The sequence below is a fragment of the Paramaledivibacter caminithermalis DSM 15212 genome (assembly GCF_900142245.1).
Classification (GTDB): domain Bacteria; phylum Bacillota; class Clostridia; order Peptostreptococcales; family Caminicellaceae; genus Paramaledivibacter; species Paramaledivibacter caminithermalis.
Genome location: NZ_FRAG01000057.1, coordinates 1 through 20,638 on the forward strand (window position 1 = coordinate 1; position 20,638 = coordinate 20,638).

A 20,638-nucleotide genomic window follows, 5' to 3' on the forward strand; every position below is an offset into this window, starting at 1 on the left:
ATTTTTTAACACATAAGAGAGTGAAGAATGAGGGACAAGCCCCTCAATACTATGTAGAAAATAGCCACCCAGCTATAATAAGTAAAGAAATGTTTGAAGCTGTTCAAAAAGAGATGAAAAGACGATCAGAACTTAGAGGTTTTGGTGACAAAGAAAGAAGGTCTAAACACAGCAGTAAGTATCCATTCTCAGGGAAGATAATTTGTGGGAGCTGCGGGGCAGTTTACAGAAGAAAACGATGGGGACCTACCAATAAATATAAGAAGTATGTTTGGAACTGCAGAACAAGAGATGAAAAAGGTCCTAAAGCTTGCAGTATGAACGCAGTAGATGAAGAAAAGCTAAAGGCAGCATTTGTTAGAGTGGCTAATAAGGTAATAAAAGATAGTGATGGATTAATAAAGAAAATGATGGGTAATATAGAAAAAGTATTAAATGAAAATAGGAATGAAGAAGAAATAAAATTAATCGATTCAAGACTGGAAGAACTAAGAGAGCAGATTACAAATCTTATAAGATTAAATTCTAAGAATAGCATAGATAGAGATATTTATGATGATGAATACAATAGATTGTTTGAGGAAATGGAAAATTTAAGAAGTAAAAGATTATCATATAAAGAAGCTGAAATAGAGTATAAAAATATTTATTCAAGAGTAAAAGAGATCGAGAAAACTCTAAATAGACATGATAAGATAGATAGTTTTGATGAAGAACTATTTAGAATATTAGTAGAAAATATAAGAGTTGTATCTTTGGTTGAGGTGGAGTTTGTTTTGAAGACAGGAGTTGTGATTAGGGAGATATTGTACTAATAAATATTAGACATATGCTTTTTTAAATTTTATTTATAAGTGGAACTAGAGAAAAATCTATTTCTCTAGATACAACTTAAAATTTACACATAAAAGGAAAATAGTAAATTTAAGTTCAAAATTTATTTTTCTCCAGCTCCACTTTTGCTTCATATATTGCCTCCTCTCATAAGTAGAGATAATGTTATGATATATTATAAAAATACAAAAATCAACAAAAAATATTTTAAAAAAAACTGAACTAATTGTTATGGGATTAATAATTATTAAGCTTAAATTATTTAAATTCAAAATAGAATAAAAAATATAGGATTTTCAGATTAAAACTAAACTTATACTAGGAAACTTCTACCATGTGCCAATGAACGAATTCTATCAATATTGGAATTAAGTTCGTCAATAATATCTTTAACATCAGAGATTAATTCATAAACACTTGATCTAGAAGCAGGTCTAAACAACTTGGCTTTAAGATAATTCCACACATTCTCTTGAGGATTCATATCTGGTGAATACTTTGGTAGAAATATCAGTTTAAGCTTAGATTTTTTCTTAATATAAAACTCTTGCATGGCCATACTTGTATGAGTTCTAGCATTATCAAGAAAGACAACAACTTCTTTATCAGGATTGATTTCTAACAAATATTCCATGTGAGTTTTTATTTCTTCTGACGTTATGGATTTATCAGAAGGATATATATCATTTACGGTGTGATGGTTATTAAAAATACAAGTAGAACCAACTATATTAATACCTTTATGGGAACCATTTTTTTCAAGGATAGGTGCAGCCCCTACCTCACTCCAAGAAGCACGATTATTAGATTCCGTACGGATACTAGTTTCGTCTAATGCATATACAACCGTATCAGTTGAAGATTCTAAAGTATCTATTGTCTCTAACATTTTTTTTAAAAGCTTCTTGCTCCCCCCTGTGTTAGAATAGTTGTCATATAGATGTTATAATAATTGTGAGAAGAGAAAGGATGACAATCTATATGAAGAACAGAACCTATACTAAAGAATATATTGAAGATATATTAAAACAAATATCCCCTCCAATAAATAAAAAGGTATCAGAAATATCTAAGGAAACAGGAGTATCTACAAATACTATCTATGGCTGGAAAAGAAAAGCTAGAAAAGAAGGTAAATTAATACCTAACAGTAATCCTAATCGACTTAAAAAATGGAGAAAGGAAGATAAACTTAAAATTGTAATGGATACATTTACAATGAATGAAGAAGAATTATCAAGATACTGTAGAGAATATGGACTCTATACTCAGGATATAAAAGCATGGAGAAGGCTACTAGAGGGAGCATTTGACAATGGATGTAAATCAGCAGATGTACTTGAGGAAGAACTGAAAAGTGAAAAGGAAAAAGTTAAACAGCTTGAGCATGATTTAGATAAAAAGAATAAAGCATTAGCCGAAACAGCAGCACTTTTAGTACTTAGAAAAAAGGTAGCTGCGATTTTGGGGGAGCCAGAGGGCGAATGATTAGCGCCGCAGATCGCAAGTCAGCCATAGAGCTAATCGATGAGGCAAATGAGAATGGAGCTAGAATAGAACTAGCTTGTAGAGAACTGAATATATCGGCGAGAACCTATTATAGATGGAAAAACTCTAAAGAAGATAAGAGACCATTGGCTAAAAGACCTAGTCCAAAGAATAAGTTAACAAAGGAAGAAAAACAGAAGATTTTAAAAGTAGTAAACCAACCTAAGTATAAGGACTTACCTCCATCTCAGATAGTTCCTAGCCTTGCCGATGAAGGAGTATATATAGCCTCAGAATCAACCTTTTATAGAGTAATGAAAGAAGCGAAGCTTAATACTAAAAGAACAGGTGTTAAAACCCATAATGTCAAAACAATTGATACTCATATAGCTGTATCTCCTAACGAAGTTTGGTCATGGGATATCACATGGCTTCCAGGACCAATTAAAGGAGGATATTACAAACTATATCTTATATTAGACATATACAGTAGGATGATAGTAGGATGGGAAGTGTACGAAGAAGAATCATCATCTAATGCAGAGTCTTTGGTAAAAAAGGCTGTATTTAAGCATGGAATTTTAGATAGACCATTAGTACTTCATTCTGATAATGGAAGTCCTATGAGGGCTCAGAGCTTTCAGGCTTTACTTGAAAAGCTAGGCATAACAAAATCATATTCTAGGCCTAGAGTTAGTAATGACAACCCTTTTTCAGAAGCTCTTTTTAGAACCTTAAAATGGAATAAAGATTTCCCTGTTAAAGGCTTTGAATCAATTGAACAAGCTAGGAGCTGGGTATTTGAATTTGTTAACTTTTACAATAAAGGCTCTCTTCACAGTGGTATAAAGTATGTAACTCCCTATGATAGACATTATGGTTTAGATGATGAAATACTTAAAAACAGAAAAGAAGTTTATAGGGAGGCTAAAGCTAAGAATCCTAGTAGATGGTCTAGGAATATACGAAATTGGGATAAAATTAAAAAAGTCAGTCTTAATCCTACGGATGATTTAGACAAAAAAGAGAACTTAAAGAAAAAAGTTTTATGACAACTTACTTGACAAACACCGCTCTGCTTTGTTAGCTTTAGTAGGTTTGGTTTCTGCTCTTTTATACGATAGGTTATTCTTTTTTAAAATTGTCCAAATAGTACTAACTGAAACATCTATACCATAGTATTGTTTTATATATAATGATAATAACCCACAGGTCCATGTATGCCCTATGAATTCAAAGTCCACAGGCTTTTTGTTAAGAACTACATAGATTAAATCATCTACTATGTCTGGACTAAGCTTTGGATCACGATTTCCACCCCGAGAGTCTACTATAGCTTTTATTCCTAAGCGATTCCATCTTTTTACATGAGAGATGATAGTAGCACTACATAGTCCTGTAACTTCATTAATTTGTTCATTAGAGAAACCTCTGTATCTCATTATTACTGTAGTTAACACGCGTATAGCAAATTTCGAATCCGCAGTATTTCTTAATTCAATTAATTCTTCTATCGTATATCCATGTAATTTATCTATTTGTATTTTTGGTCTTCCCATATTAACACACCTTCTTCCATACTTTTAGTTTTTGGAAGAAAAGTTTTTTTATTACGTATATTTTAAATTTAATTTGTAATCCCTATAGTTAAGCCTTATATGAAGATAAGTTTATTTTAATAAATGTGTTTTTATGGGGAGAAATAAAATAATAAAAAATTAGAAATTTTTAGAAATTGTATAGTATAATATAGGTGTAACTTTTGGCAATAGTTGCACCCTGTTTTTGTTTTTTGGAGGATTTTGCATGTTGACTGTTGAAGAATATATAGCTAAACGTAGAAAAGAGGACAAAGCTAAGCAAATTTGAATTATTTCAAAAAGCTTTTAAGAAAGTAAAATAACATATAGTATAAATTCACAAAATGATAGGTAGACATTTTAGAATTAATAATAAGTTTTATAAAATTCGTGAGAGATTAAAGAATTATTAACAATATGACTATGAAAATATTTTAGAATCAAGGACATTTTATATTTACTATCCTATTATATTTTTGAAAAATTAAAAAAAGTGTTTATTTATATTTTTTTGAGGGGGATTGATTTTGAACGTTATTATAAAAAGTTTTCTTAATGAATTTGTTAAAAGTAAAAATATTCAACACATGAAATTAGATGACCAATTTGAATGGTTTGCAAATTATTGTATTGTTAATAAAGAGTATGATTCTATAAGATTTGAGTTAAAAAGTACTTTAACAGGACGAGGAACACAAGGTATTGATGGAGTAGCTATAATTGTTAATAATAAACTGTGTTCAACAGTTCAAGAAATTGAAGATCTAATTCAAATGAATAGAATTTTAAACGTTACGTTTGTTTTTATTCAATCAAAAATATCTGCTAAATTTGAAGGAACCGAAATAGAAGGATTTTTACGATGGGTAAAAGTATTTTTTGATGATGATGCAGAAGAAGTATTTAAAACAGATGAAATGAAAAATTTTATTGATATGAAGAATTATATTTATAATAACTCTCAATTTATGAAAGAACGAAATCCAATATGCAAACTATATTACGTTTGTAATGGAAGTTGGCAAAATGATGACTCATTAGTTACAATAATTGAGAAGAACAAGAGTGAGTTAGACAATACTAATCTATTTGAAAAAGTTGAATTTCAACCATGTGATTCAAAAAAACTGCAAAATTTATATCGTAAGACAAAAGAACCTAATTCTGCTAAAATTCATTTTGAGAAGAAAGTAAGTTTACCTCCTATACCAGGAGTAGAAGTAGCTTATTCTGGATTACTACCTTTTAGTGAATATCGAAAGATTATCATTGATGATGATGGTAATATGAAATCGGTTTATGATGATAACATCAGAGATTATCTTGAACAAGATGATAATCCGGTAAATAAGGATATAAATGATACCTTAAAAGAAGGAAAATTTGAGCATTTTTGTATATTAAATAATGGGGTTACAGTTGTAGCAGAACAAATTTCTGGTGCGGGTGATAACTTGTTCATTACAAACTATCAAATAGTTAATGGCTGTCAAACTAGTCATGTTCTCTATGATAATAGGAATAAAGAAGGAATAGAAAGAGTCTATATACCATTGAAAATTATTATAACCAATGATTATGATATAAAAAGTCAAATTACAAGAGCAACTAATAATCAAACTGCAGTTGGTATTGAACAGCTTGAAGCACTAAGCGAATTTCAAAAAAACCTTGAATTATTTTATAATGCATTACCTAATGATGACTTGAAGATATTCTATGAACGTAGAACAAACCAATACAGGGATAGTGATATAGAAAGTTATAGAATAATTAATATTGAAACTCAAATTAAAGTTTTTGCCGCGATGTTTCTTAATAAGGCACATCAAGTAGCTGGTTATTATGGTAAATTAACAAGGGAAATAGGAGGAGAAATCTTTGATTCAGAACATAAACTTGAACCATATTATATATCTTCGATAACTTATACAATGATAGAAGATGCTTTTAATAAAGGAATAATATCAGATGAACTATGGAGATTAAGATATCACATATTGATGCTATATAGAATGGTTTCTGCTGGGCCGAATATCCCTCCAATGAATAGTAAAAAAATCATTGAATATTGCAATAAAATAATTGATTCTCTAAAAAACAAAGATATTTTCTCGGATATTATTATGCAGTCAGTAAATTTGATCATGAATGCAAGTCATGAGATAAACATAAAAGATAGAAAAGTATCTGAAAGAAAAAGTACTACTGATACTTTAATAAAAAATTTTTTTGTAAAAGAAATATAGTGTTTTCTTTTAATCAAAAATCCAATCTCCATGCATGTGGAGTGCGTGGTACGACTACGTATGAAGAACCGCTCATAATCCTTGAATTTACAAGGTTTGAGGACTTTTATACCTTCAACAAAAATGAGCTAAATTTCGAAGAAAAGACCCTCATAAGGGGTATAACAGTGCTTGTTGGTATATAATGTGGTGTTGGGAAACACGTAGATGGATAATTGAATATAAGATAGAAAAAAGCTAGGAAGTTGATTTTTTAACTTGATACTTCGTGGCTTTTTTGTGTTTTGTACTAAAAAGGTACTTACTTATTAAATTGAAATATTTGTTATTATAATAACTTTATGTGATAATAATTGTATCCATTATAATTTTAAAGGGGGTACAATAATGCCACAGATTTTGTTTACGAGTACAAAAACAATAAACTATGATGAAGAAAGTAATGAAGTTTACATTAATGGCAGAAAAGTTGAAGATTTAGACGGGAAAAGTGCTAATGACTATGCATATGGCATGATGAGAGATTATTATAAAAAAGAATTATCATGTCATATTGAAAATTTTGTTATATTATCGGGAGCTGGAACTTCCGTTGGAATTGGAAAAGAAAATAAAGGAAAAACTATGAAAATGCTGTGGGAAAGTGTACGCGATAGTATTGGTGAAGATAAACTTAAAGAATTTTGTGATAAAGTAAAATTTGACTATAAACATTTTAATACTGATTTAGAGGCATTATTATCTAAAGCCAATATTGCAAAAGAGTTTATTGACGATATGAATATTCAACAGATGATTAATAGTATTGAAACAATCATAAGAAAAGATTGCACATTAGAATTGCCAGAATTTTCACCACATGAACTTTTCCTTAAGAAAGCTACAGCAAGGAAGCTCAAATACCCGAGATTAAAAGTATTCACTTTAAATTATGACACTTTATTTGAACAAGCAGCATCTAAGAATGGCTATATTGTAATTGATGGATTTTCATTTAGCTATCCAAGAAAATTTAATGGACAGAACTTTGACTATGACTTTGTAGTTCGTTCAAATAGCAGAATTTCTAATGAAGAAAACTATGTATCTAGAGTGTTTCATTTGTATAAACCACATGGATCATTGGATTGGGAAAGAGAAAATGATTATATTAAAAAATCCGAAAAAACAGAAAAGCCAGTAATGATATATCCTAAGGATAGTAAATACGAAGCCTCATATGAACAACCTTTTTTTGAAATGATGTCAAGATTTCAGCAAGAATTGAGAAAACCAAATACATATTTAATTACTATCGGCTTTAGTTATTATGATAAGCACATTACTTCTATGATTTTAGAAGCAATTAACATAAATCCAAGTATTAGATTAATGGTTGTATCTCCTGATGTAAGTGTTGAAGGAAAATATACTCAATTAAAGGAGTATTCAAAAGACAATAATAATGTTACATTGATTAATGAAAAATTTGATGATTTTTCAAGAAACTACCCTTATTCAGAGATATATCAAATGCATGGAAAAATTAATATAGGAGATGGACATGATGAATAAACCATTTGATCATAATTATTTTATTGGGTATGTAAATCATGTAAATCCTCAATTTGTTAAAGTGCATTTTCCATCTTCTGTACTCCTTAATAAGTTTATATTTTCCGGTGAAGAATTTAATGGAGGATTAATTGGTGATTTTGTTACTATTGAAGGAGAAAATTATGGATTTATAGGAAAAATACTTGAGTTGGATTTACCTGAGAAAGAAAGACTTGGGTTAAGCGAAAAAGCTTTTCAAAGCTCTGATTTCCATCCAACTGCTAAGGTGGAAATATTGTTGTCTTTCGATTATTTTAATTATAAAGAAATCAATAAAGGGCTTGATTGTTATCCCAATATTGGATCTAAGGTTTTTGTTTGTCCTAGTGAATTTATTCAAGATTATTTAATTAGATTTGGTAACAAGAATTATAAAGATGAACCAATAATGGAAATAGGAACATTAACATCAAATAGAAATACAACTGTTATTATAAGTCAACAAGCCTTACTAAGTAGACATTGTGCAATTGTTGGCACAACTGGTGGGGGGAAAAGTTGGAGTGTTGCTAGAATTATTCAGCATTTAAAAGAGAATGGTAGTAAAGCTATACTTATTGATCCAACAGGTGAGTATTTAAATTTAGTTGATGAAAATACAGTATCGTTTAATTTAGGTGAGGATTCTTTCTTTCATTATGAAAAATTAACAGTTGAAGACATATTCTTTCTTCTAAAGCCAGCAGGTAGAGTTCAACAACCTAAATTATTGGAGGCAATAAGATCACTTAAAGCATATAGAATAGATGAAAGAGAAGGGATAAATGAATTAAATGAATTCAAAGTAGATGGGATAATAAAAAAGGCAGGGAAAGATCGTAGGAAATATGATCGATTTTGTTACACCAACATTGAAAAAATTGAAAATGGTCTGTTAACATTTGATATTGCTAACTTACCACGTCAAATTACTGAAGAATGCATCTACGATTCTGATAAATATGATGATAAGAAGTATGGGGGAAGAAATGAAAATGACGTTTCAAATTGTGTAAGTTTAATCTCTAGAGCATCTAATCTTCTTAATACAGGGCTTTTTAAAGAACTATTTGGATTTGATAAGGATCCAATTGAGGAGAGTGAATTAACTTCAATTATTAATAAATTTTTAGGAGATAAAGATAAAGGATTATTGAGAATTAGTTTCGAAAAAGTTGGTTTTCAATTCCAAGCTAGAGAGATTATTGCTAATGCAATAGGTAAATATATGCTTACATTAGCAAGAACTATGAAATTTAAGGAGAATCCAATTGTTCTAATACTAGATGAAGCACATCAGTTTTTAAATAACAAAGTAGTTGATGATTATTTTGAAAATTCTTCTTTAACTGCATTTGATCAAATTGCGAAAGAATGCCGAAAATATGGATTGTTTTTATGTATAGCTACACAAATGCCTAGAGATATTCCAGTTGGCACATTGAGCCAAATGGGAACTTTCCTAGTACATAGATTAATTAATTATAATGATAAAGAGTCTATAAGACATGCATGTTCTTCTGCCAATAGTAGTGTATTATCTTTTTTACCAGTATTAGGTGAAGGGGAGGCTATTCTAACTGGTATTGATTTTCCAATGCCGTTGACAATAAAAATAAACAAACCTAAACTAGTTCCTGATTCTAAAACACCAAGGTTTAAGATGAAAAGTTAAACTCTTTCCCCATCCTCAAAAATAAAATAACCCTCAAAACGACATCCAAGAGCTTCAGCAATCTGCTGGAGTTCTTTTTCTGAGAAATTATCTCGATTTAATTTATTCGTTAAGTTTTGACGAGACGTACCAATGGCAGTCGCTAAATCAGTGATTGTCAATTTTTTTCGTCTAAGTACAATACGAATTTTTTCGCCCATTGAAAAAGCCATAAAATCACACCTTCCAAAGATTATTTATATAGTAACTATACACTAAATTATGTACTGAGGCAATAAATTTGATTCTAAAGAAACTTTACAGTTTACATTATTATTAACATAAGATATAATAAAATATACAAAGACACTAATTAGTTTACAAAAAAGGTGGCGTAGGCAAAACCACAACTACAATGAATCTTGGATATGCTTTAGCAGAACAAGGCAAGAAAGTTTTGTTAATCGACTTTGATCCTCAAAGCAACTTAACAATGTGCATGGGAATTGATCGACCAGAAGAGCTTGATACTACGATTTATCATCTTATGATGGCAGTGATTGGAGAAAAGGAGTTGCAATCAAAAGAGCAATTTATCATTTCTAATGGTAAATTGGACTTCATACCCTGTAGTATCGAACTTTCAGCTGTAGAGGTTAATTTGGTCAATGCAATGAGTAGGGAGCTAACACTTAAGTCAATAATCCAAGAAGTTAAAGATGACTATGATTACATTATCATTGACTGTATGCCTTCACTAGGAATGCTAACGATTAATGCTTTAGTCGCATGCAATAGTGTATTAATAACTGCAACTCCTCAGTATCTATCCGCTAAGGGACTTGAGCTTCTTTTAAAAACGATCCTTAAAGTTAAAAGAAGAATCAATCCTAGTATTGAGATTGATGGCATTCTCATCACCATGTTTACTGAAAGAACAATTCTTTCAAAAGAAATTGTAAATCTAATTGATGAAGCCTATGGAAAACAGATTAAAGTATTTGAAAATAAGATTCCTGCCTCGGTTAAGGTAGGGGAATCAAATCTTAAGAATAAAAGTATTATTGAATATCAACCAGGGCATAAAGTAGCCGTAGCCTATACTAAATTTGTGGAGGAATATTTAAGATGAGTGAAAAGAAATTACAAAGTTTTGAAGAGATTTTTGGGAAAATAGAAGAGCCAACTGAAAATACTGGTGTCGTTGAACTCGATATTAATACACTTAAACCTTTTCATAATCATCCTTTCAAAATTTACGAAGGTAAACGCCTAGATGATATGGTCCAAAGCATTAAAGAAATGGGCATTATGCTTCCGATTATCGTTCGAAAATCTGAAAATGAAACTTATGAAATACTTTCAGGGCATAACAGGGTAAATGCTGCAAGACTTGCAGGGTTAGACAAGGTTCCAGTCGTCATAAAAGATAATCTTACAGATGATGAAGCCATGCTTATTGTTACTGAAACAAACCTTATGCAGCGTTCATTTTCAGATATGCTTCCATCAGAGAGGGCTAAAGCATTAAAAGCTCATCATGATGCATTGAGTCAGCAAGGCGTGAGAACAGATTTGATCAATGAAATAAAAAACCTTGTAAATGCTGATAAAATAGAGGATTTCGAAACTTCTTCGCAAGTTGCGAAGAAGTTAACAAGTCTAGAAAAAGTCGGTCAAAATTATGATTTATCTAAAGATACAGTCGCAAGATATATCAGGCTTAATTACCTAATCGATGAATTATTAAAGAAAGTGGATGATGGAGAGATTGCTTTTATTCCTGCTGTATCAATATCTTATTTGAATGAAAATGAACAAGGACTGGTTCATGAAATTACTAACGAAAATAATTACAAGGTTGATTTGAAAAAAGCAGAATTACTTAAGACATATTCTAAATTAGGAAAATTAAATCCTGAAACAATCGAAAGGATATTATCTGGTGAAATTGATCAAAAGAAGAAAAAGAAAAAAGCTTCTGTTTTCAAGTTGAAAAGAGAACTCATCTATCGATTTTTTGACGAGAACCAAAAGCCCAAAGAAATTGAAGAAATCATCGAAAAAGCTTTAGAAATGTATTTTGATCAGAACAAGGAGGTGTGAGCATGTCAAAGAATTTTGAAGAACGTGAAAATGAATATAAACCAGATTTATCACATCTTCCAGAAAAGAAATGAAACAGATTTAAATATGCAGTACAACTTGCTCTTTTAGATCAGTTGAAGTTAGAAGGTCTCATTACAGAAACTGAACATAAGAAGGTTAATCAATTTATGATAAAAAAGTATAAGATTGATCCATTGGACAATCCATTTAATCCGTTTCCTATAGCCACTGATAAATAATCGGTGGCTTTTTCAATGATTGAATTTGGAGATGAAAAAAATGAGAAAATGTAAAAAATGCCCTTGGGGAACATGGCTTACACCAAAGAAGGTGTACTGCATGTTCCCTGTTTGTTTTAAAGAAAAATTGAAAAAGGAGAAAAACTATGCCCAGAAAACCAAAACGCATGTGCAGCTACCCCAGCTGCCCAGAACTGACGGAAATAAAGTATTGCGAGAAACATCAGAAGGAAGAGACAAAGAAATATAACAGAAGCAGAAAATATAAAAAACTTTATAACAGCAGTAGATGGCAAAGGTTAAGGAAAAAGGTGTTAGCAAAACAACCTCTTTGTGTAGAGTGTGAAAAGAATGGAAGACTTACCTCTGCAGCTGTTGTGGACCATATTGTACCCCATCATGGTAATGAAGCTTTATTTTGGGATGAAGATAACCTTCAGTCGCTTTGTAAATCATGTCACGATAGGAAAACAGCAAAAGAAGATGGTCGATGGGGAAGGAAAAATAAGGTGTACACCTACTAAATATATGTGGATAACTCTGTGGGCAAACTGTTGGTATCTTGTAGATAATTTACATAGGGGTAGGGGTATAACATATCAAAACATTGAAAATAAAGGAACGGTGCGGGCCCTTCACAGATTAATTCGCAAAATTCAAGGGGAGGGGGTCAAAGGGCAATAGTTAGGCTTGGAGCATTGAAATAAAAGGGGTTATAGAAAATATAGCACCTGAAAAATCCCTCTTTAAAGGGCAGTTTAAGTGTACTTTTTTAGTATGAGAAATATGCACAAAAATAGCCCTCCTAAAATTAAGAGAGCTATTTAATATATCTCTTTAATTGTTCATAAAAATTTTCACGAGTACCAGCGAGAAGTACAATGACTTTTTTACCATTGACTTCATTGATAGTATAGGCAATTTCATAGTTTGTACCTTGATATCTTACATCATATCCATAGATGCCAGATAAATCGCCACGCTTTGGCTGACCAATATAAGGATCTTTACTTATTTTTTGTAAAGCTGTTTTATAAGCATCTTTTAGAGGTTTTTCTTTTAGTTTTTTAAAATAACGTGCTGCCTGGGAATTGAACTGTATTTCATACATATCTAGTTCTCCGGTCCAAAGATGTCTTCAAAGCTTTCAGATTTCTTTTCTCCGGCAGCAATGGCATCTGCATCTTCAAGCATATGAGTAATAGCTTTTTTGATATTCTTGCTTTGGGCCTCAAATTTTTTTATTAATTCATTACCTGAGTAACCTTGTGCAATAAGGTCTTTTAGTATTTCCACAGAAAATTCACCAGAATCTCTATTTAGGGGTCTGATTACAATAGAATCATCTTCAAGGGTGCATTCGACCTGATTATCAAGACCAAGATGTTTATAGAATTTTAAAGGTATAGTAATCTGACGTTTTTTAGAAACGCTAATTATTTTACGATCCATATTATCACGCTCCATAACAGTTGCATTCATATCTCTAACCTCCCTATAGTATATGCAAAATTTATAAAAATAATACCAAAATCTTTATTTCTTTATAATCATTATAACAAAGAAACAAAGAAAATTCAATTAAGAAGAAAGTTGGTGAATAAAGAATGAAAAGAACAGAAGAATTAAAAGTGTTACCCATAGATGAACTTATCCCTTATGCTAATAATGCCAGAACTCATAGCAAAGAGCAGATAAAAAAACTTAGAAGTAGTCTTAGAGAATTTGGCTTTGTAAATCCAATACTAATAGATAAAGAAAAAATATAATTGCAGGCCATGGAAGAATAGAAGCTGCAAAAGAAGAAGGAATCAAATCTGTACCATGTGTTTTGGTAGAGCATTTAACAGAGGCCCAGAAGAAAGCGTATATCCTAGCAGATAACAGATTAGCATTAGATGCTGGATGGGATAAAGAGCTATTAGCATTAGAACTTGAGAATTTAAAAGAACTAGATTTTGATATAGATCTTACTGGATTTGATGCAGCAGAAATAGAAGATTTGTTTTCGAATATCCACGATAAAGAAGTAAAAGAAGATGATTTTGATATAGATGCAGCTCTTGAAGAAGAAACAATATCAAAACAGGGTGATATATGGATACTTGGAAAACATAGACTTATCTGTGGGGACAGTACTAAAGCAGAAACCTATGAGAAGCTTATGAAAGGTAAGAAAGCAAACTTAGTGGTTACCGATCCCCCTTATGGCGTTTCATATGAAGGAGCTGCAGGGACCATACAAAATGACAACCTTGATAATGATGACTTTTATAAATTTTTATTTGATGCTTTTAAAAGCATGGAAAGTGTAATGGTAGATGACGCATCAATATATGTATTTCATGCAGATACTAAAGGACTAATATTTAGAAAGGCTTTTGAAGATGCAGGATTTTATTTATCAGGGGTTTGTCAATGGGTTAAAAATTCATTAGTTTTAGGAAGAAGTCCTTACCAATGGAAACATGAACCTTGCCTTTTTGGTTGGAAAAAGAAAGGAAAACACAAATGGTATGCAGGAAGACAAGAAACTACTGTTTGGAATTTTGATAGACCAACAAAATCAAAACTACACCCAACTACAAAACCTATACCCTTAATAGCATATCCTATAAAAAATAGTTCTGTTAGTAACTGTATAGTTCTAGAGCCCTTTGCGGGAAGTGGGTCAACACTTATTGCCTGTGAACAACTCGACAGAATATGTTATGCTGTGGAATTAGATGAAAAGTATGTGGATGTGATTGTTAAAAGATATATTGATTATGTTGGAGTTGATGAAGAAGTTTTTCTAATAAGGGATGGAGAAAAAATAGCTTATAGAAATACGGATATAACAAAATAAAGACTTGATATTTTCTGTGTTTAGAATGATATATAGACTACACTAAAACGCAGGAGGTTAGGAAAATGAAAACTTTCACAACCTATTCAATAAGATTAGTTAAAGAAAAGGCAGCAAGGTATGATATTGCCAAGAAGATAAACTCACCATCAGAAGTTTGGAAGATAGCAACGGAAATTTTACATCTACACGAGATGTCAGAAGAAGTGTTTTCGATAATAACCTTAAGTACTAAAAATGAAGTAACAGGATTATTTGAAGTAAGTCGGGGAACAGTAGATTCAAGCCTTGTTCATCCAAGGGAAGTATTTAAAAGAGCACTACTTAGCAATGCATCATCAATTCTACTACTTCATAATCATCCTTCAGGAGACCCGAAACCTAGTCCAGAGGATATCAGGGTTACAAAAAGATTAAAGGATGCAGGTGAGCTTTTAGGAATACAGGTTCTTGACCATGTAATTATAGGAGATGAGTATTTTAGCCTTAAAGAAAAAGATATGATGTAAAAGTTTTACTTTTAAGACTTTTTTCTTGACTTATCTGTGTTTTAGAGTGATATATAGAGTAATAAAAAACACAGGAGGGGTTAAGATGGTAAATGCAGGAGTTTGTAAAGACAAAATTACAAAAGAAGAATTTTATTTTTTAAGGCATAAAGACGGCGGGTCATACAAAATATTTGTAAATGATGATGATACAGGAGAAAGTGATTACTGGATTGAGGAAAAAGACTTTAATAAAAAATTTGAGATTATTGAAATTGAGGACTGAGAAATCAGTTCTTTTTCTTTATATAATTAATAAATCCCTTGACTTTACCTGTGTTTAGAGTGATGTATAGAGTAACAAAAAAACACAGGGAGGTATTTTAAATGGATAGAAAGGAAATTGTAAAGGCATTAGAAACACGTTTTGGAGTGAAATCTAAATATCTAGGAGCACCAAGTTTTGCATACCAACTGAAAACAGAAGATGAAACCTACACTATTGACAGGAAAGGAAAAATCATAACAGCGTTTGGAGAAGAAATAAAACTTGAAAAACTTTTTAGAGAAACAAAAAACGAAAAGGTAATAAATGATAACATTGAAATACAAAATAGTGAGGGACCCAACATAGAAATATTTTTTAAAGCTATCTTCCCAATGGAAGGGCATAGTGGCAGAACCTTAAGGAATCTAGTTAACATGATTTACAGCAAACAAGCTCTTATTAAAAAAGCCTTTGAGATAGAAGAAGATTTAGTAGGAGACGATTTTTCTATTGGCATTAATGAAGTTAAAATTGAAACCTTGGAAGATTTTAAAACTGCTCTTGAAGATATAGGTGAAAGAAGCTGCCAGGGAATTGAATTTGATTTTTATGATAAAACAATAACCTTTAAATTTTTACAAGGGGAAGAAAATCCTGAAAAGAAAGAAGTTTTTAAGCAATTTGTATCCATTCTAAATCAAAACGCTAAAAAATTAAAATATGCTTCAGCAAAAGTTAAACCTACAGATAATGAAAAATACACTTTCAGAACATGGCTTTTAAGACTTGGAATGATTGGCGATGAGTATAAGGTGGCAAGGAAAGAACTACTTAAAAATCTATCAGGGAACGGAGCTTTTAGAAAAGTACAACCTAAAGATATAAATGATGTAGAAAAAAATAACTAGAAAGAATTGAAAAAATCTTGCAATTCCCTATGTACAGAGTGATTAATGTAATAACAAAAACATAGGGAGGTGTAAAGGATGGATAAATGGCTTATAAGAACAACTCTTGAGGGGCTGATTTTTACAGCAAAGGAAAAGAAGTGTGTACTTGGTGATGATGCAAAAGAAGATATAAATAAGATTAAAGAAATTTATGAAGAACTAGTAATGTTTTGGGATTTAGATGAAAGCCTAATAGATGAATTTGAAAAGGAAGTAGAGAACTAAAAAGTATTGGGAGAAAGGGCCACAAAGGCTCTTTTTCTCGTTATGGGTTAAATCCCTTGGAATAAAGATAAAAACCCCTTACAGGGCAAATGTAGGGGAAATGGAGGTGATACCATGGCGACACGAGGAAGAAAACCAAAACCTACAGCTTTAAAGGTACTTGAAGGTAATCCAGGAAAAAGACCTCTTAACAAAAATGAACCCAAGCCAGAGAAGAAGGCACCAAGGTGTCCGTCATGGCTTGAACCTGAAGCAAAGAAAGAATGGAAGCGAATGGCTAAAACTCTAGAAGCTATAGGAGTACTAACTGGGGTAGATGCAGCAGCTTTTGCAGGATACTGTCAAGCTTATGCAAGGTGGAAGGAAGCAGAGGAGTTTTTATCAAAGCATGGTACTATCTTTAAAACACCATCAGGATATATTCAGCAGGTACCACAGGTATCCATAGCCCAGACGTATCTTAAGGTAATGAAGGATTTCTGCTCTGAGTTTGGACTTACTCCAGCAGCACGAACTAGAATTAGAATAAACACAGAAAAGACGGATACTGATGATCCAATGGAAAGCTTACTGAGGGTGAAATAATGTTTGATGAGAAAAAAGCAGAAAGGGCAGTTAAGTTTATAAATAATCTAAAACATACAAAGGGAGTATGGCATGGAGTACCTTTTGACCTTCTACCATGGCAGGATAAAATCATTAGAGATATATTTGGAACTGTTAAAGAAGATGGGTATAGACAGTATAATACTGCATATATTGAAATACCCAAAAAGAATGGTAAAAGTGAACTTGCAGCAGCTGTGGCCCTATATCTTACTTGTGCAGATGGAGAATGGGGAGCTGAAGTTTATGGATGTGCGGCAGATAGACAGCAGGCGTCTATTGTATTTGATGTAGCAGTAGAAATGGTTGAACAGTGCCCAGCACTTAAAAAAAGAATTAAACCTGTAATTTCACAAAAGAGATTAGTGTATATGCCTACCGCTAGTTTTTATCAAGTTCTATCAGCGGAGGCCTACACAAAACATGGGCTGAATGTTCATGGAGTTATAATGGATGAACTACATGCCCAGCCTAATAGAGATTTATATGATGTTATGACAAAGGGAAGTGGTGATGCAAGAAAGCAGCCTCTTTTCTTTTTAATAACAACAGCTGGAAATGATAGAAATTCTATTTGCTGGGAAGTTCATCAAAAGGCAGAAGATATACTAAGAGGGAAAAAGATTGACCCTACTTTTTACCCTGTGATATATGGAATAGATGAAGGTGACGATTGGACCGATGAAAAGAACTGGTATAAGGCAAATCCGTCTTTGGGCCATACCATTGATATAGAAAAAGTAAGAGCAGCCTTTTTAAGTGCAAAAGAAAATCCAGCAGAAGAAAATATCTTCAGACAGCTAAGACTTAACCAGTGGGTGAAGCAATCAGTCAGATGGATGCCTATGGATATATGGAATAAGTGCTCCTTCGAAGTTAATCCTGAAAAACTTAAAGGGAGAATATGCTATGGTGGACTTGACCTTTCAAGTAGCATTGATATAACGGCTTTTGTATTAGTTTTTCCACCAATACCAGGAGATGATAAATACTATGTACTACCTCACTTTTGGATACCAGAAGATAATTTAAAACTAAGAGTAAGAAGGGACCATGTCCCTTATGATATATGGGAGCAGCAAGACTACCTTAAAACAACAGAAGGAAATGTCATACACTATGGATTTATTGAAAAATTTATAGAAGAACTAGGCACTAAGTACAACATTAAAGAAATAGCTTTTGACCGTTGGGGAGCAGTACAGATGGTGCAAAATTTAGAAGGATTAGGATTTACAGTAGTTCCCTTCGGACAAGGTTATAAAGATATGTCTCCACCCACAAAAGAACTTATGAAACTTACCCTAGAAAAGAAAATAGCCCATGGAGGACATCCTGTTTTAAAGTGGATGATGGATAACATACATGTTAGAACTGACCCAGCAGGAAATATAAAGCCTGATAAACAGAAAAGTACAGAAAAGATTGACGGTGCTGTTGCAATGATTATGGCACTTGATAGAGCTATAAGAAATGAGAATAAGGAGTCTGTGTATGATGAGAGAGGGATTATAATGATATAGATCTACATCATTTTATATTTTTATGTTATAATTAAATTAAGTGAAAGACAAAAATAATATCAAAATGCTGAAAGGACAAATTAACGAAAAAAAATTAGTCTCCAATTGAATGATTTTTATTATAAAAAATGATAACTAAATAATTGCACAGAGGATATAATATTAATATAATGAAATAAGAAGGATATTATTTAGGATTTTAAATATATTTATAATAAAGGCATATATATTTACTTTAAGAAAATTTTGATGATGCTTATAAGGAGGGATGAAGAATGGCTACTTCATCATTTAATAAAGATTTTACTTTAGATAGTAAGAAGGCTATAGATTCTTTTACTAAAATAATTACTAATCCTGCTAAAAGTGTAAAAATAGATAGAACATTAACATTGCCTGAGAGAGAAAGGCAAGGTGAGTTAAAATTAAGACGAATGTTATCTCGTTAAAGAAACTTATAGAAATGAGTGATGAGCAAAGAGCTCAGGAACTTATTTCTATTTTTGTTTGCAAAAAAGATAATGACATAGAAAATTTTCTAAAAGAGAGGGCTATTTTATTTGAAAAGCTAGGAAAGAGCAGAACCTTTTTAATTTATGATGAGGACGATGAAGAATTTAAAGTTCTAGCTTATTTTACTATAGCTTTACAAGTTCTAAAAATTCCTGAATCATTATCTAATCGGAAAATCAAAAATTTTGATGGATTTAGTGCTAAAATTAATGGAAAAAGAATTACTGAATTTCCAGCTATTTTAATTGGACAAGTAGGTAAAAATGATTTACATAAAGATAAAATCACAGGATTCGAAATTATGCAATACTGTTTAAGTACAGTTTTAGATGGACAAATGCGTTTAGGTGGAAGAATTATAATGCTTGAATGTAAAAACATACCTTATTTAATTGATTTATATAAAAAATTTGGATTTGTTAAACTTGAAAAGGATTATAAAGAAGACGAATTGTTGCAGCTTATAAAAATTCTCCGGGAAGATGAATTAATTGAAAAGGATGAAAACAGAGAGACTGAATAAGTCTCTTTTTTAATGCCCGTTTTTGCGTTTGTATTCAAATTGCATATAAACGTAGTGAGGGAGTAAAACTGTAGGAGGTGAATTCTTGAAAATACCCTTCATAACAAAACTATTTGAAAAAAGAAATTCAAGTCTTGATGATAAAATCAAGGCTTTTTTAATGTCTGAAGATATTGGACTTCAGTCTAATGCTGGAAAAAACGTATCTGAATACAACGCTATAACATCAACAGCAGTTTATGCATGTGTTAGAGTAATTGCAGAAACATTGGCCAGCTTACCTCTTCCTTTATATATTAGAAAAACTAAAGGAAAGGAAAAGGCTATAAATCACCCGTTGTATTTAATCCTTCATGATTTACCTAATGAAGAAATGACCAGCTTTTCTTTTAGGGAAACAATGATGACTCACCTTCTACTATGGGGAAATGCATACGCTGAAATAGTAAGAGATGGAGCAGGTAATATAGTAGAGATTTATCCCCTACAGCCAGATAAGATGGTAGTAGAAAGAGATAAAGAAACTAAGAAAATTAAATATAAATATTTTATTGACAGCAAACAGATAATTTACCCTAAAGAGAAAATATTTCATATACCAGGACTTTCTTTTAATGGACTTACTGGTATATCTCCAATATCTGCTGCTAGGGAAGCTGTAGGATTAGCCCTTGCAGTTGAGGAATTTGGTTCAAGATTCTTTGGAAATGGAGCAAGACCAGGAGGAATACTTAAACATCCGGGGGTTTTAAAAGATCCTGAAAAACTAAGAAAACAGTGGGAAGAGGTATATAGGGGTGTAGGAAATTCACATAAAGTAGCTGTACTAGAAGAAGGAATGAAATACCATGAAATAGGAATACCACCAGAGGATGCACAGTTTCTACAGACAAGAAAATTTCAGATAAATGAAATATGTAGAATTTATAGAGTACCTCCTCATCTTATTGGAGATTTAGAACATGC

25 protein-coding genes and 1 pseudogene are annotated in these 20,638 nt (G+C 31.7%); 21 read left to right on the forward strand and 5 right to left on the reverse strand.

The window, feature by feature from the left end:
• A partial coding sequence (locus tag BUB36_RS15635; RefSeq protein ID WP_207550838.1) for a recombinase zinc beta ribbon domain-containing protein occupies positions 1 to 815 on the forward strand: 815 nt, incomplete at its 5' end.
• A gap of 332 nt (positions 816 to 1,147) precedes the next feature.
• Here BUB36_RS15635 and BUB36_RS15640 read toward each other — a convergent pair.
• On the reverse strand, positions 1,148 to 1,723 hold the full coding sequence (locus BUB36_RS15640; protein ID WP_073152393.1) for an IS630 family transposase: 576 nt from the start codon (positions 1,721 to 1,723) through the stop codon (positions 1,148 to 1,150).
• A 92-nt stretch (positions 1,724 to 1,815) separates the two neighbouring features.
• Here BUB36_RS15640 and BUB36_RS15645 point away from each other — a divergent pair, with 92 nt between their 5' ends.
• Positions 1,816 to 2,322: a transposase gene (locus BUB36_RS15645; protein WP_165613111.1), complete on the forward strand. Its 507-nt coding sequence runs from the start codon at positions 1,816 to 1,818 to the stop codon at positions 2,320 to 2,322.
• The gene (locus BUB36_RS15650) at positions 2,319 to 3,374 is read left to right on the forward strand and encodes an IS3 family transposase (protein WP_073152399.1); all 1,056 of its coding nucleotides are present in this window, start codon (positions 2,319 to 2,321) and stop codon (positions 3,372 to 3,374) included. Before BUB36_RS15645 ends, BUB36_RS15650 begins: the two co-directional genes overlap by 4 nt.
• Here the strand turns inward: BUB36_RS15650 and BUB36_RS15655 are convergent.
• Positions 3,369 to 3,881 (reverse strand): helix-turn-helix domain-containing protein, encoded by a 513-nt coding sequence (locus tag BUB36_RS15655; protein WP_073152402.1) that lies wholly within the window; start codon positions 3,879 to 3,881, stop codon positions 3,369 to 3,371. The two genes, BUB36_RS15650 and BUB36_RS15655, sit on opposite strands and share 6 nt — an antisense overlap.
• 548 nt (positions 3,882 to 4,429) lie before the next feature.
• Here BUB36_RS15655 and BUB36_RS15660 point away from each other — a divergent pair.
• From BUB36_RS15660 to BUB36_RS15670, 3 genes are all read left to right on the forward strand, one after another.
• The gene (locus BUB36_RS15660) at positions 4,430 to 6,151 is read left to right on the forward strand and encodes an AIPR family protein (RefSeq protein ID WP_073152405.1); all 1,722 of its coding nucleotides are present in this window, start codon (positions 4,430 to 4,432) and stop codon (positions 6,149 to 6,151) included.
• Positions 6,152 to 6,538: 387 nt separating this feature from the next.
• On the forward strand, positions 6,539 to 7,705 hold the full coding sequence (locus BUB36_RS15665) for an SIR2 family protein (protein WP_073152408.1): 1,167 nt from the start codon (positions 6,539 to 6,541) through the stop codon (positions 7,703 to 7,705).
• Positions 7,695 to 9,401 (forward strand): ATP-binding protein, encoded by a 1,707-nt coding sequence (locus BUB36_RS15670; protein ID WP_106406522.1) that lies wholly within the window; start codon positions 7,695 to 7,697, stop codon positions 9,399 to 9,401. The genes BUB36_RS15665 and BUB36_RS15670 overlap by 11 nt, the downstream gene beginning before the upstream one ends.
• Here BUB36_RS15670 and BUB36_RS15675 read toward each other — a convergent pair.
• On the reverse strand, positions 9,398 to 9,613 hold the full coding sequence (locus BUB36_RS15675) for a helix-turn-helix transcriptional regulator (protein ID WP_073152414.1): 216 nt from the start codon (positions 9,611 to 9,613) through the stop codon (positions 9,398 to 9,400). The genes BUB36_RS15670 and BUB36_RS15675 overlap by 4 nt on opposite strands.
• Positions 9,614 to 9,768: 155 nt before the next feature.
• Here BUB36_RS15675 and BUB36_RS15680 point away from each other — a divergent pair.
• The 4 genes and pseudogenes from BUB36_RS15680 to BUB36_RS15690 all read left to right on the forward strand — a co-directional run.
• Positions 9,769 to 10,512 (forward strand): annotated as a pseudogene (locus BUB36_RS15680) (ParA family protein); the annotation flags it as partial.
• The gene (locus BUB36_RS15685) at positions 10,509 to 11,486 is read left to right on the forward strand and encodes a ParB N-terminal domain-containing protein (RefSeq protein WP_073152420.1); all 978 of its coding nucleotides are present in this window, start codon (positions 10,509 to 10,511) and stop codon (positions 11,484 to 11,486) included. The pseudogene BUB36_RS15680 and the gene BUB36_RS15685, both read left to right, overlap by 4 nt.
• Before the next feature lie 116 nt (positions 11,487 to 11,602).
• Positions 11,603 to 11,728, forward strand: a complete 126-nt coding sequence (locus tag BUB36_RS20415; protein ID WP_278247855.1) for a hypothetical protein — start codon at positions 11,603 to 11,605, stop codon at positions 11,726 to 11,728.
• Positions 11,729 to 11,874: 146 nt separating this feature from the next.
• Positions 11,875 to 12,252, forward strand: coding sequence for an HNH endonuclease (locus BUB36_RS15690; RefSeq protein ID WP_073152422.1), 378 nt, complete (start codon positions 11,875 to 11,877; stop codon positions 12,250 to 12,252).
• A gap of 296 nt (positions 12,253 to 12,548) precedes the next feature.
• Here BUB36_RS15690 and BUB36_RS15695 read toward each other — a convergent pair whose 3' ends face one another.
• Entirely contained in the window at positions 12,549 to 12,839 is a 291-nt protein-coding gene (locus tag BUB36_RS15695) for a type II toxin-antitoxin system RelE/ParE family toxin (protein ID WP_006317359.1), read from the reverse strand.
• Positions 12,840 to 12,841: 2 nt separating this feature from the next.
• Positions 12,842 to 13,210, reverse strand: coding sequence for an AbrB/MazE/SpoVT family DNA-binding domain-containing protein (locus BUB36_RS15700; protein WP_073152425.1), 369 nt, complete (start codon positions 13,208 to 13,210; stop codon positions 12,842 to 12,844).
• A gap of 125 nt (positions 13,211 to 13,335) precedes the next feature.
• On the opposite strand from BUB36_RS15700, the gene BUB36_RS20565 reads away from it, so the two are divergent.
• From BUB36_RS20565 to BUB36_RS15745, 11 genes are all read left to right on the forward strand, one after another.
• Positions 13,336 to 13,497, forward strand: a complete 162-nt coding sequence (locus BUB36_RS20565; protein WP_330390521.1) for a ParB N-terminal domain-containing protein — start codon at positions 13,336 to 13,338, stop codon at positions 13,495 to 13,497.
• 62 nt (positions 13,498 to 13,559) lie between these two features.
• Positions 13,560 to 14,576 (forward strand): DNA modification methylase, encoded by a 1,017-nt coding sequence (locus tag BUB36_RS15705; RefSeq protein ID WP_330390522.1) that lies wholly within the window; start codon positions 13,560 to 13,562, stop codon positions 14,574 to 14,576.
• A 65-nt stretch (positions 14,577 to 14,641) separates the two neighbouring features.
• Positions 14,642 to 15,085 (forward strand): JAB domain-containing protein, encoded by a 444-nt coding sequence (locus tag BUB36_RS15710; protein ID WP_073152428.1) that lies wholly within the window; start codon positions 14,642 to 14,644, stop codon positions 15,083 to 15,085.
• 85 nt (positions 15,086 to 15,170) lie between these two features.
• Positions 15,171 to 15,350, forward strand: coding sequence for a hypothetical protein (locus BUB36_RS15715; RefSeq protein ID WP_073152431.1), 180 nt, complete (start codon positions 15,171 to 15,173; stop codon positions 15,348 to 15,350).
• A gap of 101 nt (positions 15,351 to 15,451) precedes the next feature.
• Positions 15,452 to 16,240, forward strand: coding sequence for a virulence-related protein (locus tag BUB36_RS15720; RefSeq protein WP_073152434.1), 789 nt, complete (start codon positions 15,452 to 15,454; stop codon positions 16,238 to 16,240).
• A gap of 78 nt (positions 16,241 to 16,318) precedes the next feature.
• Positions 16,319 to 16,507: a hypothetical protein gene (locus BUB36_RS15725; protein WP_073152437.1), complete on the forward strand. Its 189-nt coding sequence runs from the start codon at positions 16,319 to 16,321 to the stop codon at positions 16,505 to 16,507.
• A gap of 114 nt (positions 16,508 to 16,621) precedes the next feature.
• A complete protein-coding gene (locus BUB36_RS15730; protein ID WP_073152440.1) occupies positions 16,622 to 17,092 on the forward strand; it encodes a phage terminase small subunit P27 family in 471 nt (156 codons plus the stop codon).
• Entirely contained in the window at positions 17,092 to 18,636 is a 1,545-nt protein-coding gene (locus BUB36_RS15735; protein ID WP_073152443.1) for a terminase large subunit, read from the forward strand. The genes BUB36_RS15730 and BUB36_RS15735 overlap by 1 nt, the downstream gene beginning before the upstream one ends.
• A 275-nt stretch (positions 18,637 to 18,911) precedes the next feature.
• Positions 18,912 to 19,085 (forward strand): hypothetical protein, encoded by a 174-nt coding sequence (locus BUB36_RS19805; protein ID WP_165613112.1) that lies wholly within the window; start codon positions 18,912 to 18,914, stop codon positions 19,083 to 19,085.
• Positions 19,086 to 19,099: 14 nt separating this feature from the next.
• Complete coding sequence (locus tag BUB36_RS15740; protein ID WP_073152446.1) at positions 19,100 to 19,672, forward strand: hypothetical protein; 573 nt, start codon at positions 19,100 to 19,102, stop codon at positions 19,670 to 19,672.
• Positions 19,673 to 19,757: 85 nt separating this feature from the next.
• The coding region (locus BUB36_RS15745) for a phage portal protein (protein ID WP_073152448.1) at positions 19,758 to 20,638 on the forward strand (881 nt) is incomplete at its 3' end.

What these genes read in the sequence shown, in the direction of transcription:
- BUB36_RS15640 (WP_073152393.1), bottom strand. Translation starts at nt 1,723, where the DNA reads ATGTTAGAGACAATAGATACTTTAGAATCTTCAACTGATACGGTTGTA.
- BUB36_RS15645 (WP_165613111.1), top strand. Translation starts at nt 1,816, where the DNA reads ATGAAGAACAGAACCTATACTAAAGAATATATTGAAGATATATTAAAA.
- BUB36_RS15650 (WP_073152399.1), top strand. Translation starts at nt 2,319, where the DNA reads ATGATTAGCGCCGCAGATCGCAAGTCAGCCATAGAGCTAATCGATGAG.
- BUB36_RS15655 (WP_073152402.1), bottom strand. Translation starts at nt 3,881, where the DNA reads ATGGGAAGACCAAAAATACAAATAGATAAATTACATGGATATACGATA.
- BUB36_RS15665 (WP_073152408.1), top strand. Translation starts at nt 6,539, where the DNA reads ATGCCACAGATTTTGTTTACGAGTACAAAAACAATAAACTATGATGAA.
- BUB36_RS15670 (WP_106406522.1), top strand. Translation starts at nt 7,695, where the DNA reads ATGATGAATAAACCATTTGATCATAATTATTTTATTGGGTATGTAAAT.
- BUB36_RS15675 (WP_073152414.1), bottom strand. Translation starts at nt 9,613, where the DNA reads ATGGCTTTTTCAATGGGCGAAAAAATTCGTATTGTACTTAGACGAAAA.
- BUB36_RS15685 (WP_073152420.1), top strand. Translation starts at nt 10,509, where the DNA reads ATGAGTGAAAAGAAATTACAAAGTTTTGAAGAGATTTTTGGGAAAATA.
- BUB36_RS15690 (WP_073152422.1), top strand. Translation starts at nt 11,875, where the DNA reads ATGCCCAGAAAACCAAAACGCATGTGCAGCTACCCCAGCTGCCCAGAA.
- BUB36_RS15695 (WP_006317359.1), bottom strand. Translation starts at nt 12,839, where the DNA reads ATGTATGAAATACAGTTCAATTCCCAGGCAGCACGTTATTTTAAAAAA.
- BUB36_RS15700 (WP_073152425.1), bottom strand. Translation starts at nt 13,210, where the DNA reads ATGAATGCAACTGTTATGGAGCGTGATAATATGGATCGTAAAATAATT.
- BUB36_RS20565 (WP_330390521.1), top strand. Translation starts at nt 13,336, where the DNA reads ATGAAAAGAACAGAAGAATTAAAAGTGTTACCCATAGATGAACTTATC.
- BUB36_RS15710 (WP_073152428.1), top strand. Translation starts at nt 14,642, where the DNA reads ATGAAAACTTTCACAACCTATTCAATAAGATTAGTTAAAGAAAAGGCA.
- BUB36_RS15715 (WP_073152431.1), top strand. Translation starts at nt 15,171, where the DNA reads ATGGTAAATGCAGGAGTTTGTAAAGACAAAATTACAAAAGAAGAATTT.
- BUB36_RS15720 (WP_073152434.1), top strand. Translation starts at nt 15,452, where the DNA reads ATGGATAGAAAGGAAATTGTAAAGGCATTAGAAACACGTTTTGGAGTG.
- BUB36_RS15725 (WP_073152437.1), top strand. Translation starts at nt 16,319, where the DNA reads ATGGATAAATGGCTTATAAGAACAACTCTTGAGGGGCTGATTTTTACA.
- BUB36_RS15730 (WP_073152440.1), top strand. Translation starts at nt 16,622, where the DNA reads ATGGCGACACGAGGAAGAAAACCAAAACCTACAGCTTTAAAGGTACTT.
- BUB36_RS15735 (WP_073152443.1), top strand. Translation starts at nt 17,092, where the DNA reads ATGTTTGATGAGAAAAAAGCAGAAAGGGCAGTTAAGTTTATAAATAAT.
- BUB36_RS19805 (WP_165613112.1), top strand. Translation starts at nt 18,912, where the DNA reads ATGGCTACTTCATCATTTAATAAAGATTTTACTTTAGATAGTAAGAAG.
- BUB36_RS15740 (WP_073152446.1), top strand. Translation starts at nt 19,100, where the DNA reads ATGAGTGATGAGCAAAGAGCTCAGGAACTTATTTCTATTTTTGTTTGC.